General features: G+C 75.1%; 19 protein-coding genes. 8 read left to right on the top strand and 11 right to left on the bottom strand.

The genetic code is table 11. The features are described 5' to 3' along the window. Window positions 1–21 precede the first annotated feature (21 nt). Window positions 22–507: a hypothetical protein gene (locus OG689_RS28650; RefSeq protein ID WP_266323741.1), complete on the top strand. Its 486-nt coding sequence runs from the start codon at window positions 22–24 to the stop codon at window positions 505–507. 152 nt (window positions 508–659) lie between these two features. On the opposite strand, the gene OG689_RS28645 is transcribed toward OG689_RS28650, so the two are convergent. Continuing rightward, complete coding sequence (locus OG689_RS28645; protein WP_266323740.1) at window positions 660–2,426, bottom strand: choice-of-anchor A family protein; 1,767 nt, start codon at window positions 2,424–2,426, stop codon at window positions 660–662. 212 nt (window positions 2,427–2,638) lie between these two features. On the opposite strand from OG689_RS28645, the gene OG689_RS28640 reads away from it, so the two are divergent. Continuing rightward, a complete protein-coding gene (locus OG689_RS28640; protein WP_266323739.1) occupies window positions 2,639–3,370 on the top strand; it encodes a 4'-phosphopantetheinyl transferase superfamily protein in 732 nt (243 codons plus the stop codon). 108 nt (window positions 3,371–3,478) lie between these two features. On the opposite strand, the gene OG689_RS28635 is transcribed toward OG689_RS28640, so the two are convergent. Next, window positions 3,479–4,837 (bottom strand): hypothetical protein, encoded by a 1,359-nt coding sequence (locus tag OG689_RS28635; RefSeq protein ID WP_266323738.1) that lies wholly within the window; start codon window positions 4,835–4,837, stop codon window positions 3,479–3,481. A gap of 387 nt (window positions 4,838–5,224) precedes the next feature. On the opposite strand from OG689_RS28635, the gene OG689_RS28630 reads away from it, so the two are divergent. From OG689_RS28630 to OG689_RS28620, 3 genes are all read left to right on the top strand, one after another. After that, window positions 5,225–5,710, top strand: coding sequence for a DUF2269 family protein (locus tag OG689_RS28630; protein WP_266323737.1), 486 nt, complete (start codon window positions 5,225–5,227; stop codon window positions 5,708–5,710). A gap of 343 nt (window positions 5,711–6,053) precedes the next feature. Beyond that, the gene (locus OG689_RS28625) at window positions 6,054–9,035 is read left to right on the top strand and encodes an AfsR/SARP family transcriptional regulator (RefSeq protein ID WP_266323736.1); all 2,982 of its coding nucleotides are present in this window, start codon (window positions 6,054–6,056) and stop codon (window positions 9,033–9,035) included. Between the two features lie 155 nt (window positions 9,036–9,190). After that, window positions 9,191–9,412, top strand: a complete 222-nt coding sequence (locus tag OG689_RS28620; RefSeq protein WP_266323735.1) for a hypothetical protein — start codon at window positions 9,191–9,193, stop codon at window positions 9,410–9,412. Between the two features lie 45 nt (window positions 9,413–9,457). Here the strand turns inward: OG689_RS28620 and OG689_RS28615 are convergent, their stop codons facing one another. The 6 genes from OG689_RS28615 to OG689_RS28590 all read right to left on the bottom strand — a co-directional run bounded on the left by OG689_RS28615 (window position 9,458) and on the right by OG689_RS28590 (window position 16,105). Further along, entirely contained in the window at window positions 9,458–10,345 is an 888-nt protein-coding gene (locus OG689_RS28615) for an amidohydrolase family protein (protein WP_266323734.1), read from the bottom strand. Continuing rightward, complete coding sequence (locus tag OG689_RS28610) at window positions 10,342–11,979, bottom strand: acyl-CoA dehydrogenase family protein (protein WP_266323733.1); 1,638 nt, start codon at window positions 11,977–11,979, stop codon at window positions 10,342–10,344. The genes OG689_RS28615 and OG689_RS28610 overlap by 4 nt, the downstream gene beginning before the upstream one ends. After that, the gene (locus tag OG689_RS28605) at window positions 11,963–12,574 is read right to left on the bottom strand and encodes a TetR/AcrR family transcriptional regulator (protein ID WP_266323732.1); all 612 of its coding nucleotides are present in this window, start codon (window positions 12,572–12,574) and stop codon (window positions 11,963–11,965) included. The genes OG689_RS28610 and OG689_RS28605 overlap by 17 nt, the downstream gene beginning before the upstream one ends. A 328-nt stretch (window positions 12,575–12,902) precedes the next feature. Further along, on the bottom strand, window positions 12,903–14,345 hold the full coding sequence (locus tag OG689_RS28600) for a S28 family serine protease (protein ID WP_266323731.1): 1,443 nt from the start codon (window positions 14,343–14,345) through the stop codon (window positions 12,903–12,905). Window positions 14,346–14,484: 139 nt separating this feature from the next. Further along, window positions 14,485–15,366, bottom strand: coding sequence for a serine protease (locus OG689_RS28595; RefSeq protein WP_266323730.1), 882 nt, complete (start codon window positions 15,364–15,366; stop codon window positions 14,485–14,487). Between the two features lie 109 nt (window positions 15,367–15,475). Continuing rightward, on the bottom strand, window positions 15,476–16,105 hold the full coding sequence (locus OG689_RS28590) for a TetR family transcriptional regulator (protein WP_266323729.1): 630 nt from the start codon (window positions 16,103–16,105) through the stop codon (window positions 15,476–15,478). Window positions 16,106–16,168: 63 nt separating this feature from the next. Between OG689_RS28590 and OG689_RS28585 the strand changes: the two genes are divergently transcribed. The 3 genes from OG689_RS28585 (at window position 16,169) to OG689_RS28575 (ending at window position 18,762) form a co-directional block, all read left to right on the top strand. After that, on the top strand, window positions 16,169–16,387 hold the full coding sequence (locus tag OG689_RS28585) for a hypothetical protein (protein WP_266323728.1): 219 nt from the start codon (window positions 16,169–16,171) through the stop codon (window positions 16,385–16,387). Window positions 16,388–16,548: 161 nt separating this feature from the next. After that, complete coding sequence (locus tag OG689_RS28580; protein ID WP_266323727.1) at window positions 16,549–16,872, top strand: hypothetical protein; 324 nt, start codon at window positions 16,549–16,551, stop codon at window positions 16,870–16,872. A 126-nt stretch (window positions 16,873–16,998) separates the two neighbouring features. Then, entirely contained in the window at window positions 16,999–18,762 is a 1,764-nt protein-coding gene (locus tag OG689_RS28575; protein WP_266323726.1) for a hypothetical protein, read from the top strand. 104 nt (window positions 18,763–18,866) lie between these two features. Here OG689_RS28575 and OG689_RS28570 read toward each other — a convergent pair whose 3' ends face one another. From OG689_RS28570 to OG689_RS28560, 3 genes are read right to left on the bottom strand one after another with little or no spacing between them, the layout of a single operon-like run. Then, window positions 18,867–21,446: an ABC transporter permease gene (locus OG689_RS28570; RefSeq protein ID WP_266323725.1), complete on the bottom strand. Its 2,580-nt coding sequence runs from the start codon at window positions 21,444–21,446 to the stop codon at window positions 18,867–18,869. Then, window positions 21,443–22,219: an ABC transporter ATP-binding protein gene (locus tag OG689_RS28565; RefSeq protein ID WP_266323724.1), complete on the bottom strand. Its 777-nt coding sequence runs from the start codon at window positions 22,217–22,219 to the stop codon at window positions 21,443–21,445. Before OG689_RS28565 ends, OG689_RS28570 begins: the two co-directional genes overlap by 4 nt. Further along, complete coding sequence (locus OG689_RS28560) at window positions 22,216–22,512, bottom strand: SHOCT domain-containing protein (RefSeq protein ID WP_266323723.1); 297 nt, start codon at window positions 22,510–22,512, stop codon at window positions 22,216–22,218. The genes OG689_RS28565 and OG689_RS28560 overlap by 4 nt, the downstream gene beginning before the upstream one ends. Between the last annotated feature and the right edge of the window lie 476 nt (window positions 22,513–22,988).

The raw sequence follows: 22,988 nt of genomic DNA, 5'->3' as shown, positions 1-22,988 counted from the left end.
TCATTTCGTACGATGGTCCACATGGGACCTCTGGAGCCTGACCCCGCGGAAATCCTTGTCGGCCTGTTCTGCTTCTTCCTGATCTTCGGCATACTCGGCCGAATCGTGCTGCCCCGCCTCGAACGCACCCTCACCGAACGCCGGAACGCCATCGAAGGCGGGGCCGAACGGGCCGAGAGCGACCGCTCCGAAGCCCTGCGCACGCTCGCCGCCTACCGGCGGGAACTCGCCGAGGCCCACCACGAGGCGGCCCGGATCCGTCAGGCCGCGGCCGAGGAGGGCGCCGCCCTGGTCGCGGCCGCCCGCGAGCAGGGCCAGCGCGAACGGGACGAACTCGTCAGCGCGGCCCGCGCCCGGATCGCCGTGGACCAGGCGCTCGCCGCCGTCTCGCTCCGGGAGAACGTCGGCACCCTCGCCACCGACCTCGCCGGCCGGATCGTCGGCGAGCCGCTCGCCTCCTTCACCGCCGTGCGCGGCTCGGTCGAGCGGTTCTTCGCCGAACGCTGATCCCGGGGCCGGGGCGGACTGCTCCCCCGATCGCCTCGCGCCGGCACGCATGTAGGCATGTACGCATGTAGGCATGTAGGCAACGACGGTGCCCCGGTGTCTCACGACACCGGGGCACCGGGCGTTTCAGCGAAGGGCCTGCCGGGAGCAGGTCAGCTGTGGCGTCCGCGACGACGGACCACCAGCACGACCAGACCACCACCCGCCAGCAGCACCGCGCTCGCGAACCCCATCAGAACGGGGCTGACGCTGCTACCGGTGGACGGCAGCGACGGACCGCTCGGGGATCCGCCACCGTGTCCGTGGGTCGGCGAGCCGCCGGAACTGCTCGGCGAAGGCAGGACGCTCGGGCTGTGCGTCGGACTCGCGCTCTGCGAGGGCGAAGGCTTGGGGCTGGTGGTGTGGGTGGGGCTGGGCTTCGGGCTGTACGAGTGTGTCGGGCTCGGGCTCGGGCTCGGGCTCACGGACGGACTCGGGGTGGGTGAAGGCTTCGGGCTGTGGGAGTGGGTCGGGCTGGGCTTCGGACTGTACGAGTGCGTGTGCGTCGGGCTCGGCGACGGCTTCGGGCTGTGCGAGTGGGTGGGGCTCGGCCTCGGGCTGAACGAGCGGGTCGGGCTCGGTGACGGGCTCGGGCTCGGCGACGGGCTCGGGCTCGGCGACGGGCTCGGGCTCGGGCTCGGCGACGGCGAAGGGCTAGGACTTGGCGAAGGAGAGGGAGAGGGGCTCGGCGACGGGCTCGGCGAAGGACTCGGGCTCGGCGAAGGACTCGGGCTCGGCGACGGGCTCGGGCTCGGCGACGGCGACGTGCACTCCGGGAGGTCCCCGTCGAAGGGGTAGGCGTGCAGCTCGTACCCGCCCGAGCCCTGCTGCTCCAGGTTGCCGGCCAGGTAGATCCGGCCGTTGATGCCCGGCATCTCGACGGTGGTGGTACCGGCCGGGTTGCCCGCCATGATCGTGCCCTGGAACATGGCCCCACCGCTGAGCAGCACGGTGGAGGCGGTCGGGAAGTTGTACAGCAGCTTGGGCCGCAACGCGGTGGTCTCGTCCCCGTCCAGGCCGGTCCCGGTGTAGGTGTTGATCACCGGGTGGTCGGACAGCATGTTGACGATCACGGTGGCGCCCGCCGGGATTCCGGTGAAGTACAGACCGATCTGGCCACCCGACGGCCCGGCCAGGTTCCCGGTGAGGTTGAAGACCTGTCGGGCGCTGGTGCCGTTGCCGTGGAAGGTGGCGCTGTAGCTGGTGAGAGCGACCGTACCGGTGGCGGCCGCCTGCCCCGTGCAGGCCGAGGCGTTCTCGATCCGGGTCAGGACGGACTGGTACTGGTCGGTGGCATGGGTGTCATGGACGGCCTGGCCGGGCGCGGTGATGCTGGTGCTCCCGGTGAGGGCGCCGGCGTACCTGAGATTGCCGTAGGCGGCGGGGCCGCCGACCTGGGTCCCGCCGAGGAAGAGGGTGTTGTTGGCCTTGATGTCGACGTTGCCGCCGACCGTGACGTGGTCGGTGCCGTCCGGCGGAGGGACGCGCGAGCCGACGCCCACGACACCGGCGTTGAAGCTGCCGCCGCCGTTCTTGTCGACGGTGAAGTCGCCGAGCGTGACGATCTTGCCCTCGGCCTCGGCCGCCCGCTCGGAGGCACGGAAGTAGCCGCCGGTGAAGATGTTGATGGTGGCGTCCCGCCCCAGGAAGGCCCCGTTGTTGGGCGGAAGGTACCCGGAAGGGCAGTCCGGTCCGCTGCAGGGACCGAGCGGCGGAGCCAGGGGCGCGGCGCTGCCGATGCTCAGCAGCGCGGTCAGCGGAGCCAGCGTCAGCCCGGCGATCAGGGCCGCCCTGGCCACCCGGCGGCTGCGGGCGGGCGGCGGACCGGTCGCCGGAGGGGGCGGTTCGACCGGCCCCGTGGTGCCGACACCAAGATTCATTGACTGCCCCTTACGCGCTTCGGAGCGGGTTCCCCCCATCACCCGTCACTCATCTGATGATGTGTCCCATCCAAGCCCGCAGGTCATCCGCTTCCTGGTCACCACGCCGCCCCTTTTGCCCCGGGATCATACGGTTGGTCTCCCGCCGGCGGGTTGTCCGATCAGGCCTGCGGCTCATAGGTTGGGCGTGCCGATCGGAGAGGGCGACAACGATGGACAACGCTTCGTACGAAGCGGCCGGCCCACTGGTGGCGGTCGCGGCGAGCACCGAGGTCATGCGGCACCCCGAGGCGGACGAGCACCTGCTCGGCCCCGCCGAGCAGCAGCGCGCCGCCCGGTTCCATCAGGCGTCCGGACGGCTCGACTACGTCGCCGCGCACCTCCTGGTCCGGATCTGCGCCGCGCGGGTGCTGGGCGTGGACGCGAGCACGCTGACGCTGGCCCAGCAGTGCCCCGACTGCGGCGATCCCACCCACGGGAAGCCGTACCTGCCCGGCCGTCCGGACCTCCACGTCAGCCTCTCGCACACCCGCGGTGTGGTGGCCGCGGCCGCCGGGTACCACCCCGTCGGCGTCGACGTGGAGCTGCCGACCAGGACGGGGACGCCGGTCGAGGTCTTCGAACGGGTACTCACCGAGGCTGAGATGCGGCTCGTCCAGGCGCACCCCGAACCGGGCCGGGCGTTCCTGCGGCAGTGGGTCCGCAAGGAGGCCATGGTCAAGATCGGCCGGACCACGCTGGACACCCTGGGCGGGCTCGACCTCTCCACCCTGCCGCTGGACACCCCCGGCGAGCTCCCCCTGCACAGCCGGTTCACCGACCTGTACCTCCTGGACTGGCAGGACGGCGGGCAGGCGGGGGACGCTCGCGGCACCGGCGCGACGGCCTGCGCCGTGAGCACCCGCCCGCCCCACCTGGCGACCCCGGCCACCCTCGCCCCCTGAGCCGGCGCCGCCGGGGCGATCCCGGCCGGTACGTCGACGGCCGCGCCCGCCCGGGTGGGCGGGCGCGGCCGTCGTGGCCGGGGTGTCAGGACACCCCGTCACCGCCCGTCAGGACACCTTGGCGTCGGCGAGCCTGCCGCTCTTGGTCAGGCAGTCACGGAACTCGTACCAGGGTGCGGTGCCCGGCCAGCGGAGGAACCCGGTGGCGCCGGTCCCCGCCGTCACGCTGCTGAAGCGGCAGCCGTCGTAGAGCAGCTTGCCGGCCGTGGTGGCGGTGGCGGCCGTCACCTGGTGGGAGCCCATGAGCGCGCAGTCCTGGTAGCGCACCATCGGACCGCGGGAGGGGTTGACGGCGTCGAAGCGGTACTGGTGGGTGACGGCGTTCGCCCCCCAGGCCTGGAAGGAGAGCGCCGTGTCGTCGCAGGACACGAAGGTGATCGACCCCTTGTACCAGCCCGAGTCGATGACCTTGTGGCCCGCGCCGCGCAGTTCGAAGCGAATGCCCTGCGCGTACAGGCGCATGGTCGAGTCGGCGCGGCCGGTCGCGGCCGAACCGAGCTGGAAGAAGGTCCCGGTGGAGGCCGCGTCGGTGAGGATGTACGAGCCGCCGACGAAGTTCATCGAGCCGCCGCGCTCGTTGCGCACGAAGGAGCCGGACTTGAACTCCACCTTGCAGTCCCGGAACCAGTAGTTCAGGAACTGGTCCTGCTGCGGCTCCGCCGGCGTCACGCCGATCACCAGGAACGCGTCGGTGTAGGAGCCGCCGATCTGGCAGTGGTCCCAGCCCATCTCGCTGTTGAGGTCCGAGGTGGAGGCGGGCCCGTCGAGGCCGATGCCGACCTTCCAGGAGCCGCGCCACTCGACGTCCGTGTACCAGGTGTCCTGCACGCCGCCGGCGTCCGAGGAGTACGCGTAGTTGAAGGTCGAGGTGGCGTCCTGGCTGTCGAAGGTCAGGCCGCTGATCCGGATGTTCTTGTACCGCTGACGGTTGGTCCACAGCGTGGTGTCCCGGGCCGTCGGCGCGTACGTGATGCGGGACAGCCGCTTGCCGTAGCCGGTGATCGAGATGCCGTCGACGATGCCGCCGTGACCGACACCGTCCTCGCCCGGCAGCAGCGAGTCCGGCTGCGTGAGCAGGTAGTTGCCCGGCGGGACGAGCAGCACCTTCTTCGGGATCGCGCCCGAGATCGGGCCCTGCTGGAAGGAGCCGAGCAGCTCCGCCGCCGCGGCCCGGAACGCGGTGTCGCTGGGCGTCCGGCCCGTCGGGTCGGCCCCCTTGGCGACGACGTCGACCACATAGGCGTCCACGCCCGTGGTCGCCGCCGAGGCGCTGCCGCCGCCGAGGACGGCGCTGCCCGCGAGGGCGCCCGCCCCGGTGAGCCCCGCGAGCAGGGCGCGGCGGCCGGGCCTGCGCCCGGCGCCGCCGTCCGCCCGCTCGTCGCCCGGTCGCTGTGCGTGTATGGACATCTGTTACCCCCGTGGTGTGCATGTGCCGGTGGAACCGGATCAGGATCGATCATGACGGTGGACCGACACGATCTTCATACACGGCCCCGCCCCGCCACAAGGCTCGGCCGCCCACCGACCCGCGGCGTCCTGCCGAAGTCCCGTCACTTCGATTGCCCGGCCGGCAGATCGAGGAGTGACGTCCCGTCGGATGCCTCCCACCACACCGGGGCAAGGCCGCCGCCCGGACGCCGGCGCGCTGCCGCGTGCCGTTCCGGGCCCGGTCGCGGCGGCCGGCCCGGCGACCCGGCCGGGGGCGCCCCGCCCGCCCGGTGTTAGCGTGCTCGGGGCTTCGCCGCGGTGGACGCCCCGTACCGTCCCGCTCGAACGCGAAAGGGCCGCCCCGCCATGGCCAAGTTCCTCCTCAGCCTGCACGTCCTGGTGTCGGTGCTGTTCATCGGCCCGGTCGCGGTGGCGGTCAGCATGTTCCCGGCCCGGGCCCGCGCCGCGCTCGCCGGCGGCCCCGACCTGGCCCCGGAGGCCGGCTCCGTCCGGCTGCTGCACCGGATCACCCAGGTCTACGCGGGGCTGGGCCTCGCGGTGCCCGTGCTCGGTATCGGCACCGCCCAGGTGATGGATGTGCTGGGCCAGTCCTGGCTGATCGTCTCGATGGTGCTGACCGCGCTGGCCGCACTCTCGCTGCTGCTCTTCGTGCTGCCGGCCCAGCAGGCCGCCGTGGACGCGCTGGAACTCGCCGACCCGCAGGCCCCCGAGCACGCGAAGGCCGTCCAGGGCCTGCGGTTGCTGCCGATGACGGCCGGTGTCTTCAACCTGCTCTGGGCCGTGGTGGTGGTCCTGATGGTGATCCGCCCCGGCTCCACCACCGGCGCCTGACGGCGCGGCCTCCCGCTCTCTCGCCCCGGCCGGCTGCGGCCGCCGATCGCTGCGGTGGTCCGTCCGACCGGTTGCCACGGCCCGTCGCCCGTCGCCCGTCGCCGCGGCCGAATCGCCGCGAGCACCCGCGGCGCCGGCCCGCCGACGGCCGCGCCACCGCGATCCCGCCCCCGACCGCCGGCGGAGCCGTCCGACACCCCCGTGGCCGGACCGCCCCGCGCCGCACGGGTCAACTGCCACCGATCCTGCGGGGTCCCGCCAACAGACCACTAACATGTCACCAACAGGACCGTCGGCGCAGAGTTGATGGGGGCGACCAGGTCCATCACAGGAGACTTGTGACATGCGTTTTGGTCTGCTCGGTCCGCTGACCGTGCACAGCGATGCCGGCACCGGGCGCCCGGTCGGCGCCCTCAAGAGCAGGACCCTGCTGACCGCCCTGCTGCTGCGCCCCGGCCGCCAGGTCCCGCTCGACACCCTCAAGGAAGCCCTCTGGGGCGAGCACCCGCCCGCCACCGCGACCGCCTCCCTGCACAACCACGTGGCGCGGCTGCGGCGCGTGCTCGCCACCGACGGCGACTCGCGCCTGCGGGCCGTCCCCCAGGGCTTCCTGCTGCACGTCGAGGCGGGCGAGCTGGACACCGAGCTGTTCGCCGCCCGGCTGGCCGCCGCCCGCACCGCCCACCAGCGCCAGGACTGGACCGGCGTGGAGCGGGAGAGCGCCGCCGCCCTCGAACTCTGGCGCGGGCGCCCGCTCGCTGACGTGCCGGCCTTCGCCCGGCACCCGCTGGTCGACCAGCTGACGGATCAGCATCTGCAGGTGCTGGAGTGGCGCTACGACGCGGCCCTGCAGCTCGGACAGCACGAGTTCCTGACCGCCGAACTCGGCTCACTGACCCGCGAGCACCCCTACCGGGAGGCGTTCCACCGGCAGTTGATGCTCGCGCTGCACCGGACGAACCGGCAGGCCGACGCGATCGCCGCCTTCCATGCGCTGCGCCGCGCCCTGGTCGACGAGCTGGGGGTCGAACCGGGCCGCGCCGTCCGCGAGGCCTACCAGGAGATCCTCACCACCCAGCCGGGCCCGGCCGAGCAGCCCGCGCCCGCCGCAAGCCGCCCCAGGCCCGCCCAACTCCCGGTACCGCCGGCTCATTTCGTCGGGCGCTCCGAGCAGATCCGGGCCGTCCACGCGGCGCTCGCCGCCGACGAAGGGCAGCCCGCCGTGGCGGTCGTCAGCGGCATGGCCGGGGTCGGCAAGACCGGGCTGGCCCTGCAGGTCTCCCGGGCCCTGCGCGAACACTTCCCCGACGGGCAGCTGTTCCTCAACCTGCACGGCGCCACCCAGGGCGTGGCGCCGCTCGAACCGCTGCAGGCCCTCGGCGTGCTGCTGCGCGGGCTGGGTGTCGAACCGCGGCTGATCCCCGGCGACGCCGACACCGCGAGCGCCCTGCTGCGCTCCACCCTGGACGCCACCCGCACCCTGATCGTGCTCGACGACGCGGCCTCGGCGGCCCAGGTCCGCCCGCTGCTGCCGGCCGGCCCGGGCTGCGCCGTCCTGGTCACCAGCCGGCCCCCGCTGGCTGCCCTGGACGGCGCCACCCACATCCCGCTCGCCCCGCTGACCGCCGACGAGAGCACCGCCCTGATCACCAGTGCCTCCGGGCGCGAGCCGGCGGACGACTGTCCGGCCGTCCGGCGGCTGGTGGAGCTCTGCGGCCAGCTGCCGCTCGCCCTGCGGGTGGTCGCGGCCCGCCTCGCCGTCCGGCGGGCGCTCACCGCCGAGGCCCTGGTGGAGCTGCTCACCGACGAGGAACGCCGGCTCGACCAGCTGGAGTACGACGACCTCAGCGTGCGCCGCTCACTCGCCGTGGCCCACGACGCGCTGCTCACCTCGGAGCGCGAGGACGACCGCGACGCCGCCCTCGCCCTGCGCCGGATCGGCGCCCTGGACCTCGCCGAGTACGGCGCGCCGCTGCTCGCCCGGCTGATGGACGACGAGGAGCCCCGGGCGGCCGCCGCGCTGGAACGGCTGGTGGACGTCGCCCTGCTGGAGGAGACCGACTTCGGCAGCTACGCACCGCACGACCTGGTCCGGGACTTCGCCCGCGAGCTCGCCGGCCGGCTCGACCCGCTGCCCGCCCGGGAGCAGGCCGCCGCCCGGGCGCTGCGCTGGTACGCGGCCGCCGCCCGGGAGTCCGTGCTGGCGATCCTGCCGGCCGGCGGGGAGCGCGACCGCCGGCTGCCCGAACCGGTCGGCGCGGCGCAGCCGTTCGCCGACTCCGCCGCGGCCTTCGCCTGGTGCGACCGGGAGCTGACCAACATGGCCGCGCTGGCGGTGAAGTTCGCCGACGTACCGGCCCACCGGGAGGTGGTGCTGGCGCTGACCCGCTCGCTCTCGCCGTACCTGCAGCGCCGCGGCCGGGTCGAGGCCCTGCGGGTCCTCAGCGAGGTCGCGCTGGCCGCCGCGCGGACCGCCGCCGACCCGGCGGCGCAGGGGCAGGCGTTCAGCGACCTCGCCGCCGCGCACTACATGGCCGGGCAGTTCGAGGCCGCGCTGGCCCTGAACGACCAGGCGATCGAGGTCTGGCGGGCGCTCGGTGACGACGACCGGACGCAGCCGGCGCTCGGCAACCGGGGGCTGCTGCTCCGGGACCTCGGCCGGACCGCCGAGGCCACCGTCGTCCTGGAGGAGTGCCTGCTGATCGCCCGCCGCCGCGGCGTGGAGCGGGACGAGGCGATCGCGCTGAGCACCCTGGGCAATCTCCGGGAGAAGGACGACCCCCGGCAGGCGATCCACTTCCACCGGCTGAGCCTGGAGTCCGGCGAGCGGATCGGCGACTCCATCATCCGGCAGGCGGCGCGCACCAACATCGGCTACGCCCATCTGACCCTCGGCGAACCCGACCAGGCCCTGCCGTACTTCGAGACCTGCATCCGGCTGCTGACCGGCAACGACGACTGGCACCACGAGGCGCAGGCCCGGCTCGGCCTGGTCCGCTCGCTGCACGGCCTGCGCCGGGACGAGGAGGCCGAGCGGGAGTGCCGGGCGCTGCTCGGCAAGGCCGTCGAACGCGGCGACACCTACTCGCAGGGCCTCGCGCAGCACGTCCGGGGGTCGATCCTGGACGCCCAAGGGCGCCGGGCCGAGGCCGTGGCGCACTGGCAGGAGGCGCTGCGGGCGCTGGCCGGCACCGACTCCCCGCTGGTGGCGGAGCTGGAGGAGCTGATCGCGCCGGCCGTGGTGGCCGCGCCCGCCGGGGTGCTGCCCCTGGGCGCGGTGCCCTCCCCGCGCTCAGGCGGGTCGGGGGCGACCGCCCGGCGCTGACAGCAGCACGCCGGCACGCTTGACGGCCCGCCCGACGATCACGGTCTCGGCGCGGGTGACGCCGAGCGGGCCGGTGGCGAAGCGGTAGAGGCCGCCGTGGTCCGGGCAGAAGACGGCGGCTGGCCGTACGCAACCTCGGCCCGACCGCCCTGCAGGTGGCCCAGGTCGGCTCCGGCCACCTCGGACTGTTCTGGGTGTACGGGCCGGACGCCGGCAACCTGCTGCCCGGCGCGCTGATCGCGGCCGAGGCCGGCGCGGTGGTGACGGACGCCCTCGGCGCGCCCTGGACCCCGGCCGCCGACAGCTTCCTCGCGGCCGCGCCGAGCCTGCACGCGGACCCCCTGAGGGCGCTGGCCCTGGTCGACCGACAGTGCTGATCGACGTGCTGACGCTGCCGGTGGGTCCGGCCCACCGACCGGCAGTCAGTCGCCGTTCGTACCACCGAGGCCGAAGAGGTCCGCCGCGTTGTCGTGGCAGACCGCCCGCAGCCAGTCCTCCCCGAGCCCGAGCCCGGCCAGCGCGTGCAGCGCCTCGGCGTACGGGTACGGGATGTTGGGGAAGTCCGTGCCGAGCAGGATCCGGTCCTGGAGCGTCCGCAGGCGCGGCAGTTCGGCCGGCGGGAAGGGGCTGTCCCGCTCGGTGAACGCGGTGAACGCCATGGTGGTGTCCAGCCGGACCCGCGGGTACCGCTCGGCCAGGTCGAGGAAGTCCCCGTACTCGGGCAGGCCCATGTGCGCGACCACCAGCGGCAGTCGGGGGTGCCGGGCGAGCACCGAGGCGATCGGCCCGGGCCCGGTGTGCTTGCCGGGCGCCGGGCCCGAACCGCAGTGCGTGACCACGGGGGTGCCGCTCTCGGCGAGCAGTCCCCAGACCTCGTCCAGCAGCGGGTCGGCGGGGTCGTACCCGCCGACCTGCAGGTGCGCCTTGAAGACCCGGGCGCCGTCGTCGAGCGCCCGCGCCACGTACCCGGCCGCGCCGGGCTCCGGGTAGAAGGTGGCGGTGTGCAGGCAGTCCGGGGTGCGCGCGGCGAAGTCGACCGCCCAGGCGTTCAGCCAGGCCGCCATGTCGGGCTTGTGCGGGTAGAGCATCGCGGTGAAGGCCCGGACGCCGAACTCCCGCAGCAGCTCGACCCGCCGGGCCTCCTCCTCGCGGTAGGTGATCGGCCAGGGCCGGCCCAGCAGCGGGCCGGCCGCGTCGAAGTACGCCCACACCTTGTCCAGGACGTTCTTCGGCATGAAGTGGGTGTGCACGTCGACCAGCCCGGGCAGGCCGAGGCCCTGCCGGAAGGCCTGGACCTCGGCGGCGCTCACGGGAGCACCGGGGTGGCCGCCCGGGCCAGGATCGCGGCGGTGTCCAGGCCGGCCGGCAGGGTGCCGTAGGCGCCGCCGTGGTCGCCGCCGAGCCGGGAGGCGCAGAACGCGTCGGCGACCGCCGGGCTGCCGTACCGGACCAGCAGCGAGCCCTGGAAGGCCAGCGCCATCGACTCGACCAGCCGGCGGGTGCGGTACTCCAGGTCGGTCGGGTCGCTGAGCTGCTTGCGCAGGTCGGCCGCCGCGGTGTCCAGGCGGCGGTCCGCCCCGGCGGCCAGGTCGAGTTCGCCGAGGAAGGCCTCGACGCTCTCCGGCCGCTTGGCCATGGCGCGCAGCGCGTCCAGCGCCGCCACGTTGCCCGAGCCCTCCCAGATCGACACCAGCGGCGCCTCCCGGTAGAGCCGGGGCATCCCGGACTCCTCCACGTAGCCGTTGCCGCCCAGGCATTCGAGCGCCTCGGCGGCGTGCCCCGGGCCGCGCTTGCAGACCCAGTACTTGGCGACGGCCAGGCCCAGCCGCCGGACCAGCACCTCGTTCTCGTTGCCGGCCAGCGCGGCGTCCGTCGCGGCGGCCAGCCGCATGGCGACGGCGGTGGCCGCCTCGGACTCCACCACCAGGTCCGCGAGCACGTTGCGCATCAGCGGCTGGTCGACCAGCGCGGCGCCGAACGCCCGCCGGTGGGTGGCGTGCTGCAGGGCGCGGGTCGCGCCCAGGCGGATGCCGGCGGCGGCGCCGAGGGTGCAGTCCAGCCGGGTCATGTTGACCATCTCGATGATGGTCGGCACCCCCCGCCCTTCCTCGCCGACCAACCATCCCACCGCGCCGTCGTACTCGATCTCGGCGGAGGCGTTGGACTTGTTGCCCAGCTTGTCCTTGAGCCGCTGCAGCTGGATCCGGTTGCGCCCGCCGTCGGGCAGCACCCTGGGCAGCATGAAGCAGCTGAGCCCGCCGGGGGCCTGGGCGAGGGTCAGGAACAGGTCGGACATCGGCGCCGAGGTGAACCACTTGTGCCCGGTCAGCCGGTAGCTGCCGTCGGGGTGCGGGACGGCCGTGGTGGTGTTGGCGCGGACGTCGGAGCCGCCCTGCTTCTCGGTCATCGACATGCCGGCGATCAGGCCGCGTTTGGTGTGCGGCTCGCGCAGCCCGAAGTCGTACTCGGGTGCCGCGAGCAGGGGTTCGAGCCGCTCGGCGAGCGCGGGGGTGGCGCGCAGGGCCGGCACGGCGGCGTACGTCATGGAGATCGGGCAGGTGTGGCCCGCCTCGACCTGGCTCCAGACGTAGAACTTGGCGGCGCGGGCGGCGTGCGCGCCGGGGCGGTTGTCCCGCCAGGGCGCGGCGTGCAGGCCGTGCCCGACGGCGGTCCGCATCAGGTCGTGCCAGTGCGGGTGGAACTCGACCTCGTCGATCCGGTGGCCGAAGCGGTCGTGGGTGCGCAGCACCGGCGGGTGCTCGTTGGCCAGCCGGCCCCACTCCCCGGCCTGTTCGGAGCCGGCCAGCACGCCGAGCCGGTGCAGTTCGGGTTCGGCCCAGCCGGCGCCGGCCCGGTGCAGGGCCTCGATCAGGCCCGGGTCGTCGGCGGTGTCGTGGCCGTAGGGCAGCGGTACCTGGTTGGTGACCTCATGCGTCGGTGGCATCGTGTCCTCCCAGGGCACGCAGGGTGAAGGAGACCAGGCCGGGGATGACCTCGGCCGGGGCGGAGCCGGCGGCGAGCGGCCCGGCCAGCGCCTCGCCGACCGCGCCGACCAGCGCGGCGGCGGTCAGGTCCGGGTCCTGGGCGGGCAGCCGGCCGGCGGCGACGGCCGCCGCGATCTGCGCGGCTATCACGTCGCGGAAGGCCCGCCGGAACACCAGCCGCTCGGTGTCGACGACGGCGTCGGCGGGCTCGACCAGCAGGGCGTACGCGAGGCGCGGGGCCTTCAGCGCGCGGGCGGCGAAGGTCTCGACGACGGCGGCGACCTTGGCCTGCGGGGTGTCGTGGTGGTCGACGGCCTCGGTGACGGCGGCGATCTCCCGGCTGACCACCCGCCGGAACAGCTCCACCGACAGCTCGGCCTTGTTGGCGAAGTGCTGGTAGAGGCTGCCGGTGGCGATGCCGGCCCGGTCGGCGACGGCGGCCATCGAACAGCCGCCGTAGCCCCGCTCGGCGAGCAGGCCGACGGCGGCCTGCAGGACCGCCTCGCGCTGGGCGTCCAGGCGGGCCTGTACGGCGGGCGTGCGTCGGTAGGCCATGAAAGTATTGAACCACCGATTCAGTACTTCGACCAGGGGGCGCGCGGAGCCGCCTCGGAGCACCGGAAGCCACTCTCCCGGCCTCGGCTCCCGTCCCTCGACCGACCGGAACAGCCAGCCGCAGGCACTCCTCCGACCCGTCGTCGAGGTCGTCGGCGAAGGCCGGCAGCGGCGCCCGCCCGCTCCCGCCGCCACCACGCCCGGCCAGCGCCGCCCGGATCCGGCGGCGCGCCCGGTCGCCCTCGGCCCACCGACTCCCGGACGGCGTCCGCGGTCCGGTGACCTGGCCACCCGCGCCGGAGCGCGGGTGGCCGGGGCGCCAGGGCGACTACAGCCGGTGGTGCTCCTCCAGCAGCCCGGCCCGGTCGAGCTCGCCGAAGGGCGGGATCTGCGCGAGGACGCCCGGGCGGGCGGCCTCGGTGGTGGCCAGGCCCGCCCAGGCGAGCAGCTTGGCGGTGGCGGCGGCCGATTCGGCGGGCGCCAGCGCGGCGATCCTGGCGCCGTGGTTGGCACCGGGGGCCGTGTAGACGTAGCTGTCCTCACTGCCGCGGCCGAGGGTGAAGCGCTCGGCGCCCCACGGGTCGTTCTGGCCGTAGACGAAGATGATCCGCTCGGCGTCGTGCCGCACCCAGCGGTCGATGTCCCGCATCGCGGAGGGGTCGAAGCGCATCGGGATCGAGCGCGGCACGTAGCTGCGGGGCGAGTAGAGCTCCTTGGTGTCGTAGTGCAGCAGGCCCTTGAGGTGCGACACGTCGAAGTTCGGGGAGCCCAGCTCGGTGCCGGCCTGGTAGTAGTACGCGGTGTACCCGGCGAGCGACTGGTCGCTGTTGGCGGTGACGCCGGAGTGGGTGTCGAGCCAGGCGTACAGCTGGTCGTCGGTGGCGTCGGTGGCCGGTACGTTCGCGCAGTCCGCCTCGGTGCTGTACTGCCAGAACGCCCAGACCACGTCGAGGACGCCGACCTCGTAGGCCCGGTCGGCGTTGCCGATGGTGCTGAAGGTGTTGCCCACCGCCGCGTTGTCGGCGGCGTAGCGGGGCTCCAGGGTGGCCCGGCGGACGAGGAGTTCGCGCTGGGCCGCGTCCAGTGCGGCCCGGCAGGCGGGGGTGCCGACCTGGTCGAAGAAGGCGCTGTAGGCGGAGTCCTCGCGGTCGTCGACGTCGTTCGGGGCGACGTAGGCCACGGTGCCGTCCACGTCGTCCGGGTAGAACCGGCGGTGGTAGACGGAGGACATGCCGCCCTTGCTGCCGCCGGTGGAGATCCACTCGTGGTCGTAGATCCGCTTGAGGGCGGTGATCAGCCGGTGGGCGTCGCCGGCGGCCTGCTGGATGCCGGCCTTGGACCAGTCGGCGGGCTGCGGCCGGGAGGGCGTGAAGTAGCGGTACTCGACGGAGACCTGGTTGCCGTCGAGCAGCCGGGTCGGCTCGGTGCGCGAGGGGGTGGTGCCCAGGGTGTAGCCGTTGGTGTAGAAGACGGTCGGGCGGTCCTCACCCCGGTGGAGCACGCTGAACCGCTGCTGGAAGGTGCCCAGCCAGGGCCGGCGGTGGTCGACCGGCTGGGTGTACGTGAGCAGGAAGTACCGGTGCCCGGTGGTGGTGGGCTTCTCCTCGGTGACGGTCGTCCCGGGGATCGCCGCCAGGCGGTCCTTGATGTCCGCGGCGGCCGCGGCGGGGCCGGCGCCTTCGCCGCGGGCCAGTGCCGGCGCGGCCGACCCGAGGGCGAGCAGGGGGACCAGTACGGCGGCTACCAGCAGCCTCTTGAGCGTGGTGCGCATCGACTCTCCGTGGTGTCGGCGGGTGGCGGTGCGGTGCGGTGCCGGCCGGACGGGGCCTGGTGGGCCGTCCGGCCGGTGGTGCTCACGGCCGAGTGGGCCGCCCGCTGGATGCGGGCGGCCCACCGGCTGTCGGTCGGTCTCAGGGGCGCGGCAGGGTGCAGCCGGCGCGGGTCAGGTCGAGGCGGTTCCCGGCGGCGAAGCAGGCCGGGATCCCGTACGTCTGCTGGGCGTAGTTGATGCCCTGACGAACCGTCACCTTACCGTCCTGGTCGACCTCGCAGGGGTTGTCGACGGTGCACGACTCGCCGTCCTCGTTGCCGGTGTTGTTCACGGCGACGACCTCACCGGTGGTGGCGCTGACCACCGGCGAGCCGGAGGTGCCGCCGATGGTGTTGCAGCTGGAGGTGTAGCGGACGGAGTCCTTGAAGGTCCACTGCCCCTCCTTGAGGCGGTAGGCGAAGCCGTCGACCGAGCAGGAGTAGATCTTCTTCCAGTACCCGGAGACGACCTTGATCGCGGCGCCCTGGGCGGGGTGGGTCGCGGCGATGGTCAGCGGCGCGATGCCGTACCGCGACCGGATCGCGGAGTAGGTGGTGTCGAGCTGGTAGAGCGACACGTCGGTGTCGGTCATGGTGCCGTAGACGACCTTGCCGGCGCGCAGCGTGCCGAGCTTGCCGCCGGTGGAGCTGAGCAGTGAGAAGGTGCGGCTGGAGGCCTGGTTGACGACGACCTCGCCGGGGCCGGGCATGCCGTTCTCCAGGCAGTGCCCGTTGGAGAGGATCAGCGCCGGGTCGGAGGCGGCGGAGTTCGGCATCCGGACCAGGGAGCCGGAGCAGTCGCTGAGGGCGACCGTCCCGGCGAGGGTGACGGCGACGGCGGGCTGCGCCCGGGCGGTCAGGTCGGCGGAGGCGACCTGGCTCTGCGCGCCGGAGGGGGCGGCGGCAGCGGCGGCGGGGGCGGCGAGGGCGGTGGCCCCGGCCAGCAGGAGCGCGGTGAGCACGCCTATGAGCGGCTTCTTCATGGGAGGGCCTCTCGCATGTGGGGGTGCACCAAAATTGGCGCGTGCATGACGAGATGTCAAGACACCCTCACATCCGAGGAAGTGGCACCACGAACCTGCCGAAAGACCGTCAGGCGTCCTTCCAGTGCCGACGCCCGAGACTGACCAGGCGCAACTGCATCCGGGCGGTGGCGGCCACCCGCCGGGCCGCTCCGGGATCGCCGGCCGGCGCCTCCAGGAAGGCCGCCGCGGTCGACACCACATGGCCGACGTAGAGCTCGGCGAGCATCCTCAGCTCGACCTCGCCCCAGCCCGCGGAGACCGACTGCAGCGCGAGGGCGGCGCCGACCTCCTCGGCGAAGCGGTCCAGCTCGGCCGCGATCGCCTCCCGCACCTGCCGCGCACCGCCGTGCCGCTCGCGCGCCAGGAAGCGGACGTGGGCGGGGTGCTCCCGGACGTGCAGCTCGATGATCTCGACCGTACGGTCGATCAGCTCCTCGGCGCCGCCGCGCCCCTCCAGCACCGAGCGGACCAGCAGGTGCAGGCTGGCGAGCGACTCCTCGACCAGGGCCACGCCCAGGTCGGCCATGTCCCGGAAGTGCCGGTAGAAGCCGGCGGGTGACATGCCGGCGGCCCGGGTGACCTCGCGGACGCCGAGGCTGGTGAGGTTCTGGTCCTCCAGCAGGCGCAGGCCCGCGTCCATCAGTGCGCGGCGGCTCTGCTGCTTCTGGGCCTGTCTGACCCCCACGGTGTGACTCACATCATTCAGTAAACAACTGTTTGCCGAGATTCGCCAGCGTAGAGTGATGATGTCAGCGAACAGTTGTCATCCCAAGTGTTCGCCGACTTCTCCCGCCCGCCGACCGACCCGAGAAAGGCCCACATCATGTTCCTCCTCGCCCTCCTGGTCGCCATGGGACTCCTCGCCGGCGCCGCCGTGCACACCTCGATGTCCGTCTTCCTCACCGCGTCGGCCGCCATCGCCCTGTGGCTGCTGGCCTTCGGCGCCCGCGAGGGCCTGGCCCGCCGCAGGGCCCGCTGACCCGCCGTTCGCCCCGCCCGCCGGCCCGCCCCGCACCTGGCCCGCCGGCCACCGGCCCGGCAGCCGTCGGGCCGCACCAGCCGTCGGCCCGCCGAACGCCGGGCCCACCACCGGACCCAGGCCCCGGCGACCCCGCCGGGCCCGACCATCGGAGGAACCCCGTGGACAGCACCCTGACCGCCCGTCGCACCGCCACCGTCCGCAGCGCCACCGACCGCAGCGCCGGGGCCGCCAAGGCCACCGACCGCAAGGCCGCCGACGCCGACAACCTGGCCGTCGCCTCCTTCCTGCTCGGCCTGCCGGGCCTGCTGCTCTTCAACATCGCGCTCGGCCCGCTCGCGATCGTGCTGGCCGTCCTCGCCCTGGTCCGCGGCACCACCCGGCGCGGCCGCGCCCTGCTCGGCCTCACCCTCGGCGTCGCCGACCTCGCGGTGCTCGCCGCCACCACGCTGGCCGGCCACGGTCAGCTCTGGCACCTGGGCTGACCGGCACGGCGACCGGCGGGCCGCGCCGGGCCGACAGGCCTCCCGTACGGCCCCCGAACACCCCCGGACACATGCCGACCCGACGGCCACTGCCCGCCCGGCACGGGCGGCGACTACGCTCCCCGCATGGAGCCAACCTTCGCCGACTTTGCTTCAACTCCCTTCATTTCCAACAACATCGGCATCCGATCCGGGCCCGGGCCGGCATCGGCCGAGGGCTACCACGCGGTCCCGCCCGGCGGCCGACTGGAGCTCAGCTTCCAACTGCCCGAGCAGGCCCTGCCCGAGCTGACCGTCACCCTGGCGGCCGACGGCGCCCCCGTCCTCTCCGTCAACGGCGAGCCGGTGGGCACCCGGCCCGACCGCGCGGAGCCCGCCGGCCCGGAGCCGTCGGGCAGTGCCCCGACGAGCCACCAGCACCTCGGCCGGCCCGCCCTCGGCGAACGGACGGCCACCGCCGCGATACCCGCCGCCCTGCTCCGGCCCGGCCGGAACCTGCTCGCCGTCGGCCCCGCCCGGACCGCCACCCGGGCCCTGCGGATCAGCCGGATCCTGATCGACCCCGCCGCCCGACCCGGCCGCTCCGAACGGGCCCGGCTCGCCGACCCGGACCGGGACAGGTTCGTCCCCGTCCGCACCCGCCTGCGGGTCTTCAGCACCCTGCGCACCCCGCTGGACGACACCGGTGAACCACGGCCGGGCGCCCTGTGGCTCGCCCTGGACGACGGCACCGCACCGCAGTTGCGCACCCTGTCCTGGCGGGACGCCGAGGGCCGCCGCGCAGCCGTCGGCTTCGGCGCCCGGATGCACCGCTTCCAGGGCCACTGGGTGACGGCGGACGGCCGGCGGTTCAGCTACGAGGGCGCCGCCGCCTCCCCCGCGAGCCTGCCCACCGGACCGACCCCCGGCTGCCACGCCGTCTTCCACCGCCTCGCGGACGGCCGGCCGGGACTCGACCTCCGGCTGGACGCGGGCGTCCCGCCGCTGCCGGTCGAGCTGGCCTGGACCGACACCGAGGGGCGGACGACCGCCGTCCTGTTCGACGCCGGGTGGGACACCTTCGTCGGACACACCCACCGCGACGGGGCGCCGCTCGGCCCGTACCGGGGGCGCCGGGCCCCCGTCCTCCCCGGCGCCGACGCGGGCGGCTCAGGGGCCGGTCGGCCGGAGACCGACGGCGACACCCACCTGCCGGGCGCGGGCGCCGCCTTCGGCCGGGTGCGGGCCGAACAGGTGGACTTCCCCGCCCTGTTCGCCTCCTGGTCGTCGAACCTCGGCCCGGGCCCACGCCCCGGCACCCCCCACCAGATCCAGGAGGTCGGCGACCTCGTGCTGCCCACCGGCGTCCTGGCCGTCACCGACCCGGGACCGGACGGGTGGACGGCGGACGGCGCCCTGCCGCCCGGCCGCTACCCGGTCGCGGTCGCCGTCGAACCGCTGGCCGACGCCCCGCAGGCCGGGCAGCACGCACGGGTCCGGATGCTGGCGGTGGCCCTGTCGACCGCCCCGCCGGTCAGCTGGGACAAGGAGACCAGGACCGGCGTGAACGGCAGCGGACTGCTCTGCTTCGGCGGCCGCCCCGCCACCCCGTCGGCCGGGGCGGCGCAGGCGGTCGGGCGGCTGCTGGAGCACGCCCGGCCGGTGCTGGCGGCCCGTCGGGCGGCGGCGGACGGCACCGGCCCCGACGGGCCCGAGCGAAGCCCCTCCGGGCGCGACCCGGGCGCCTTCGCCCACGGCTGGCACGCGGTGGCGCAGCCGGACGCCGGCGGCGTGGCCGTCGGCGTCCTGGTGGAGCGGGCCGGCCCCGTGGCCGACCCCGGGACCGGGCGGGTCGGCCGCGACGCCGGGGGCCACCCGGTGGCGTACGTGCACCACTTCCCGCAGGGCTGACCGCGGCACCGGGCCGCCCCCGGCGAGGGCCACCAGGTCCGCGGACCTGGTGGCCCTCGCCGGGGGCGGTGCCCTGCGCCGCCGGGCGGGGCTGCCCTGCGCGGTCAGTCGGCGGCGACGGCCCGCAGCACGTCGAGCCGGGCGGCCCGCCCGGCCGGGCGCAGGCCGGCGACCGCGCCCGCCGCAAGTCCGGCGACCAGCACCACGGCCAGCTGGAGCGGCGGGATCGCGAAGGAGCCCGTCCCGGCGCTGTCCGACGCCTTCACCAGTGCCCAGCCCAGGAAGGCGCCGAGCCCGAGCCCGCCGACCGTGCCGAACGCGGCGACCAGCACCGACTCCCAGCGGACCATGCCGCGCAGCTGACCGCGGGTCTGGCCGACCGCGCGCAGCAGGCCGAGCTCCCTGGTCCGCTCGTGGATAGCCAGGGTCAGCGTGTTGGCGATGCCCAGCAGGGCGATCAGCACCGCGAGCGCCAGCAGCGCGTAGACGACCGAGAGCATCATGTCGACGCCGGAGGCCGCGCCCGCCGCGTACTGGTCGCGGTCCTGCACCTGCGGGTTGCCGAACGGCGCGGCGGCCCGCTCCACGGCGGCCCGGCCCTGCGCGAGCGGCACGCCCGGGCGAAGGGCGACGGCGACCATGGTGTCGCTGTCCTGCCCCCGGTGCGGCGCCCAGGCCTCGCGGGTGACCAGGTAGTCGCCGGCGAGCCCGGCGGAGTCGTACAGGGCCCGGACGGTGAACGGGCCGCTCGTCCCGTCGGTGAAGCCGACCGTGACCCTCCCGCCGAGCCGCCAGCCCTGCCGGTCCGCCTCGGTCCGGGAGACCGCGAGGCCGTCGGCGCCGAGCGCGCCCAGCGAGCCCTCGACCCGGCCGAGGTCGACGATGCCGGCCAGCCGCGCCGGGTCGGTGACGTCCAGCGTGCGGCCGTGGCCGTCGACCCGGGCGACACCCCGGCCGAGGCCGACGCTCTGCCGGACTTCGGGCAGGCCGGCCAGCGCGTCCGCCAGCCGGGGGCTCAGGCCGCTGCCGCCGGCGCCGAAGGAGGGCGCGGTGACGGCGAGGTCCCCGGCGAAGGAGTCGGCGACCGTCCGGTCGAGGGTGGCCCGGATCGAGGCCCCGAAGACGGTGAAGAGGGTCACCACCGCGACGCCGATCATCAGCGCGGTCGCGGTCGCGGCGGTCCGCCGGGGGTTGCGGGCCGCGTTGCGCCTGGCCAGCGTGCCCGGGACGCCGCGCAGCCGGGTCAGCGGGGCGCCCAGCGTCCGGACGGCGAAGGTGGCCGCGACCGGGCCCAGCACCACCACCCCGGCCAGCACCGCCAGCGCCCCGGCGGTGGTCAGCAGGACGGACGGGCCGCCGGTGGCGCCGGTCACGGCCAGCGGGGCGCCGGCGACCAGGAGCAGTCCGCCGAGCGCCGTGCGGGCCCGGCCGGCCCGGCCGTCGGCCGCCCGGTCCACCGCGGTCTCCCGCAGGGCGGCGAGCGGCGCCGTCCGCCCGGCCCGGACGGCGGGCAGCAGTGCGGAGCCGACCGCCACCACCGTCCCCACCAGCAGCGGCAGCAGGACGGCGGCGGCGCTGATCACCATGCCGCCGGTCGGCAGCGAGAACCCGAGGGCGGCGAACAGCGCCTTCAGGCCCGTCGCCACGCCGATGCCGCCGAGCAGCCCGGCGAGCGAGGCCAGCAGGCCGACCGTCAGCGCCTCGGCCAGGGTCGCGCCCAGCACCTGGCCACGGGCCGCGCCCAGTGCCCTGAGCAGGGCGTTCTCCCTGGTCCGCTGGGCGACCACGATGGCGAAGGTGTTGTGGATGGTGAAGGTGGCGACCAGCAGGGCGATCCCGGCGAAGACCAGCAGCAGGGTGGTGAACATGGTCAGGAACCGGCCGGAGACCTGCGCGGTGCTCTCCGCGGTGGCGGCCGCGCCGGTCACCGCCTGCACGCCCGCGGGCAGGTACGGGGTGATCGCCCGGACCAGCTCCGCCTGCGAGGTGCCGGCCGTGGCCCGGACCTGCACGGCCGAGGCCTGGCCGGCGCCCTTCGGGGTGAGCCGGGCGGTGGCCTCCTCCGTGGTCAGGGCGGTGAAGGTGCTGGGGCCCATCCCGTCGGCGCTGTCACCGAAGGTCGCGATGCCGACGACGGTGATCCGCAGCGGGTCGGGGGTGCGCAGCACCGTGGTGTCGCCCAGGTGCAGGCCGCCGCTCCTCGCGGCCCCCCGGTTGACCACCGCCTCGCCGGGCGCGGCCGGTGCCCGGCCCTCGGCGAGCCGGTACGGGTTGAGCTTCGGGTCGGCCAGCCAGTTGCCGGCCAGCGTGGGCGGGCCCTGGCCGCCGACGGGCTTGCCGTCGCTGCCGACGAGTTGCCCGGCGCCCTGGACGGACGCCTCGGCGGCGGCCACCCCCGGGACGGCGCGCAGCCGGGCCGCCAGGGCGGCCTCGACCGGGGCCCTGACCCCGCCGGGGGTGCCCGGGGAGTCCAGCACGTCGGCGCTGCGCACCACGGCGTCGGTCCCGGCATTGGCGTCGGCGAACAGGGTGTCGAAGTTGGACCGCAGGGTGTCGCCGAGCACCATCGTCCCGGCCAGGAAGCTGACGCCGAGCAGGATCGACAGGAAGGTCCCGGCGAGGCGCCGGCGGTGGGCGCGCAGCGAGCGCAGGCTGATCCGCAGGGCGGTGGCGGCCGGGCTCATGACTGTCCCTTCTCGAAGGCCTTCATCCGGTCCAGCACCCGGTCGGCGGTGGGCGCGTCCATCCGGTCGACCAGGCGGCCGTCGGCGAGGAACAGCGCCTGGTCGGCGTGGCCGGCGGCGGTCGGGTCGTGGGTGACCATGACGACGCACTGGCCCATCTCGTCGACGGCGCGCCGGAGCAGGCCGAGGACCTCGCCGCCGGTGCGGGAGTCGAGGTTTCCGGTGGGCTCGTCCGCGAACACCACCTGGGGCCGCCCGGCGAGCGCCCGGGCGACCGCGACCCGCTGCTGCTGGCCGCCGGAAAGCTCGCTCGGGCGGTGGTGCAGCCGGTCGCCGAGCCCGATCACGTCGATCAGGGAGTCCAGCCAGGCCTGGTCGGGGGCGGCGCCGGCCAGGTCCAGCGGGAGGGTGATGTTCTCCCGGACGGTCAGGGTGGGGACGAGGTTGAAGGCCTGGAAGACGAAGCCGATCCGCTCGCGGCGCAGCAGGGTCAGCCGGCGGTCGTTCAGGGTGCCGAGTTCGGTGCCGCCGATCCAGGCGCTGCCGGCGCTGAGGGTGTCCAGGCCGGCGGCGCAGTGCATCAGGGTGGACTTGCCGGAGCCGGACGGGCCCATGATCGCGGTGAACCGGGCGGCGGGGAAGTCGACGCTGACGTGGTCCAGCGCGCGGACCTCGGTGGCGCCGACGCCGTAGACCTTCACGGCGTCGGCGACCCGGGCCGCGACGTCCGGGACGAGGTCGAGGGTGGTCGCCCGGGGCTCGGCGGTGCTCATTCGGCACCGCCCGGGCGCTCGCGCGGGTCCTCGGTGAGGACGGCGCGGCGGGCCCGGTACTCCTCGGCGTCGATGGCGCCCTCGGCGTAGCGGCGGCCCAGCACGGCCAGCGGGCTGTCGGGCCGGCCCGCCCAGCCCCGGGCCCGGAAGGTGCGGCGCAGGACGAGGACCACCAGGAGCACCACCGCGATCCAGAACAGCGGGAACAGCAGGATCCAGGGGCCCGGCCCGTTCCATCCGTGGTCGGCGAGTACGGTGGCGGCCGGCGTCGCGCCGGCCAGCAGGGTGTCCATGACGGTTCATCTCCTCGGCGGTGGCTCGTCCCGGGAGTGCTCCCGGGGCTCTTCGAGCATTCCGCCGAGGGGGGTCGCGGCGCGTCGTACGGGCAGCGGCTTCGCGGCTACTGCGTGCGGAGTACCCGGCGCGCGGGGGCGTACGGCGCGGATGGCCCGGGTGGCGGGGGCGTACGGCGCGCCGGTGGCGGGTCGCGGGGGCGTACGGCGCGCCGGTGGCGGGTCGCGGGGGCGTACGGCGCGGATGGCCCGGGTGGCGGGGGCGTACGGCGCGCCGGTGGCGGGTCGCGGGGGCGTACGGCGCGGATGGCCCGGGTGGCGGGGGCGTACGGCGCGCCGGTGGCGGGTCGCGGGGGCGTACGGCGCGGGTGGCCCGGGTGGCGGGGCGCGGGTGGCCCGGGTGGCGGGGCGCGGGTGACCGGGCGTCCACGCCCCGGGTGGCCCGGCAGCCCGAGGGCGCGGGTGGCCCGGCCCGT

It is taken from the genome of Kitasatospora sp. NBC_00240 (assembly GCF_026342405.1).
Classification (GTDB): Bacteria; Actinomycetota; Actinomycetes; order Streptomycetales; family Streptomycetaceae; genus Kitasatospora.
The sequence above is the reverse complement of the archived record's forward strand: the minus strand, read 5'-3'. Positions and strand labels throughout refer to the sequence as shown.

Bases quoted from the DNA above. Each gene is read 5' to 3' on its own strand.
- OG689_RS28595 (WP_266323730.1), bottom strand. From the start codon at position 15,366: ATGAAGAAGCCGCTCATAGGCGTGCTCACCGCGCTCCTGCTGGCCGGG.
- OG689_RS28600 (WP_266323731.1), bottom strand. From the start codon at position 14,345: ATGCGCACCACGCTCAAGAGGCTGCTGGTAGCCGCCGTACTGGTCCCC.
- OG689_RS28640 (WP_266323739.1), top strand. From the start codon at position 2,639: ATGGACAACGCTTCGTACGAAGCGGCCGGCCCACTGGTGGCGGTCGCG.
- OG689_RS28560 (WP_266323723.1), bottom strand. From the start codon at position 22,512: ATGGACACCCTGCTGGCCGGCGCGACGCCGGCCGCCACCGTACTCGCC.
- OG689_RS28565 (WP_266323724.1), bottom strand. From the start codon at position 22,219: ATGAGCACCGCCGAGCCCCGGGCGACCACCCTCGACCTCGTCCCGGAC.
- OG689_RS28605 (WP_266323732.1), bottom strand. From the start codon at position 12,574: ATGGCCTACCGACGCACGCCCGCCGTACAGGCCCGCCTGGACGCCCAG.
- OG689_RS28625 (WP_266323736.1), top strand. From the start codon at position 6,054: ATGCGTTTTGGTCTGCTCGGTCCGCTGACCGTGCACAGCGATGCCGGC.
- OG689_RS28645 (WP_266323740.1), bottom strand. From the start codon at position 2,426: ATGAATCTTGGTGTCGGCACCACGGGGCCGGTCGAACCGCCCCCTCCG.
- OG689_RS28610 (WP_266323733.1), bottom strand. From the start codon at position 11,979: ATGCCACCGACGCATGAGGTCACCAACCAGGTACCGCTGCCCTACGGC.
- OG689_RS28575 (WP_266323726.1), top strand. From the start codon at position 16,999: ATGGAGCCAACCTTCGCCGACTTTGCTTCAACTCCCTTCATTTCCAAC.
- OG689_RS28630 (WP_266323737.1), top strand. From the start codon at position 5,225: ATGGCCAAGTTCCTCCTCAGCCTGCACGTCCTGGTGTCGGTGCTGTTC.
- OG689_RS28570 (WP_266323725.1), bottom strand. From the start codon at position 21,446: ATGAGCCCGGCCGCCACCGCCCTGCGGATCAGCCTGCGCTCGCTGCGC.
- OG689_RS28635 (WP_266323738.1), bottom strand. From the start codon at position 4,837: ATGTCCATACACGCACAGCGACCGGGCGACGAGCGGGCGGACGGCGGC.
- OG689_RS28650 (WP_266323741.1), top strand. From the start codon at position 22: ATGGGACCTCTGGAGCCTGACCCCGCGGAAATCCTTGTCGGCCTGTTC.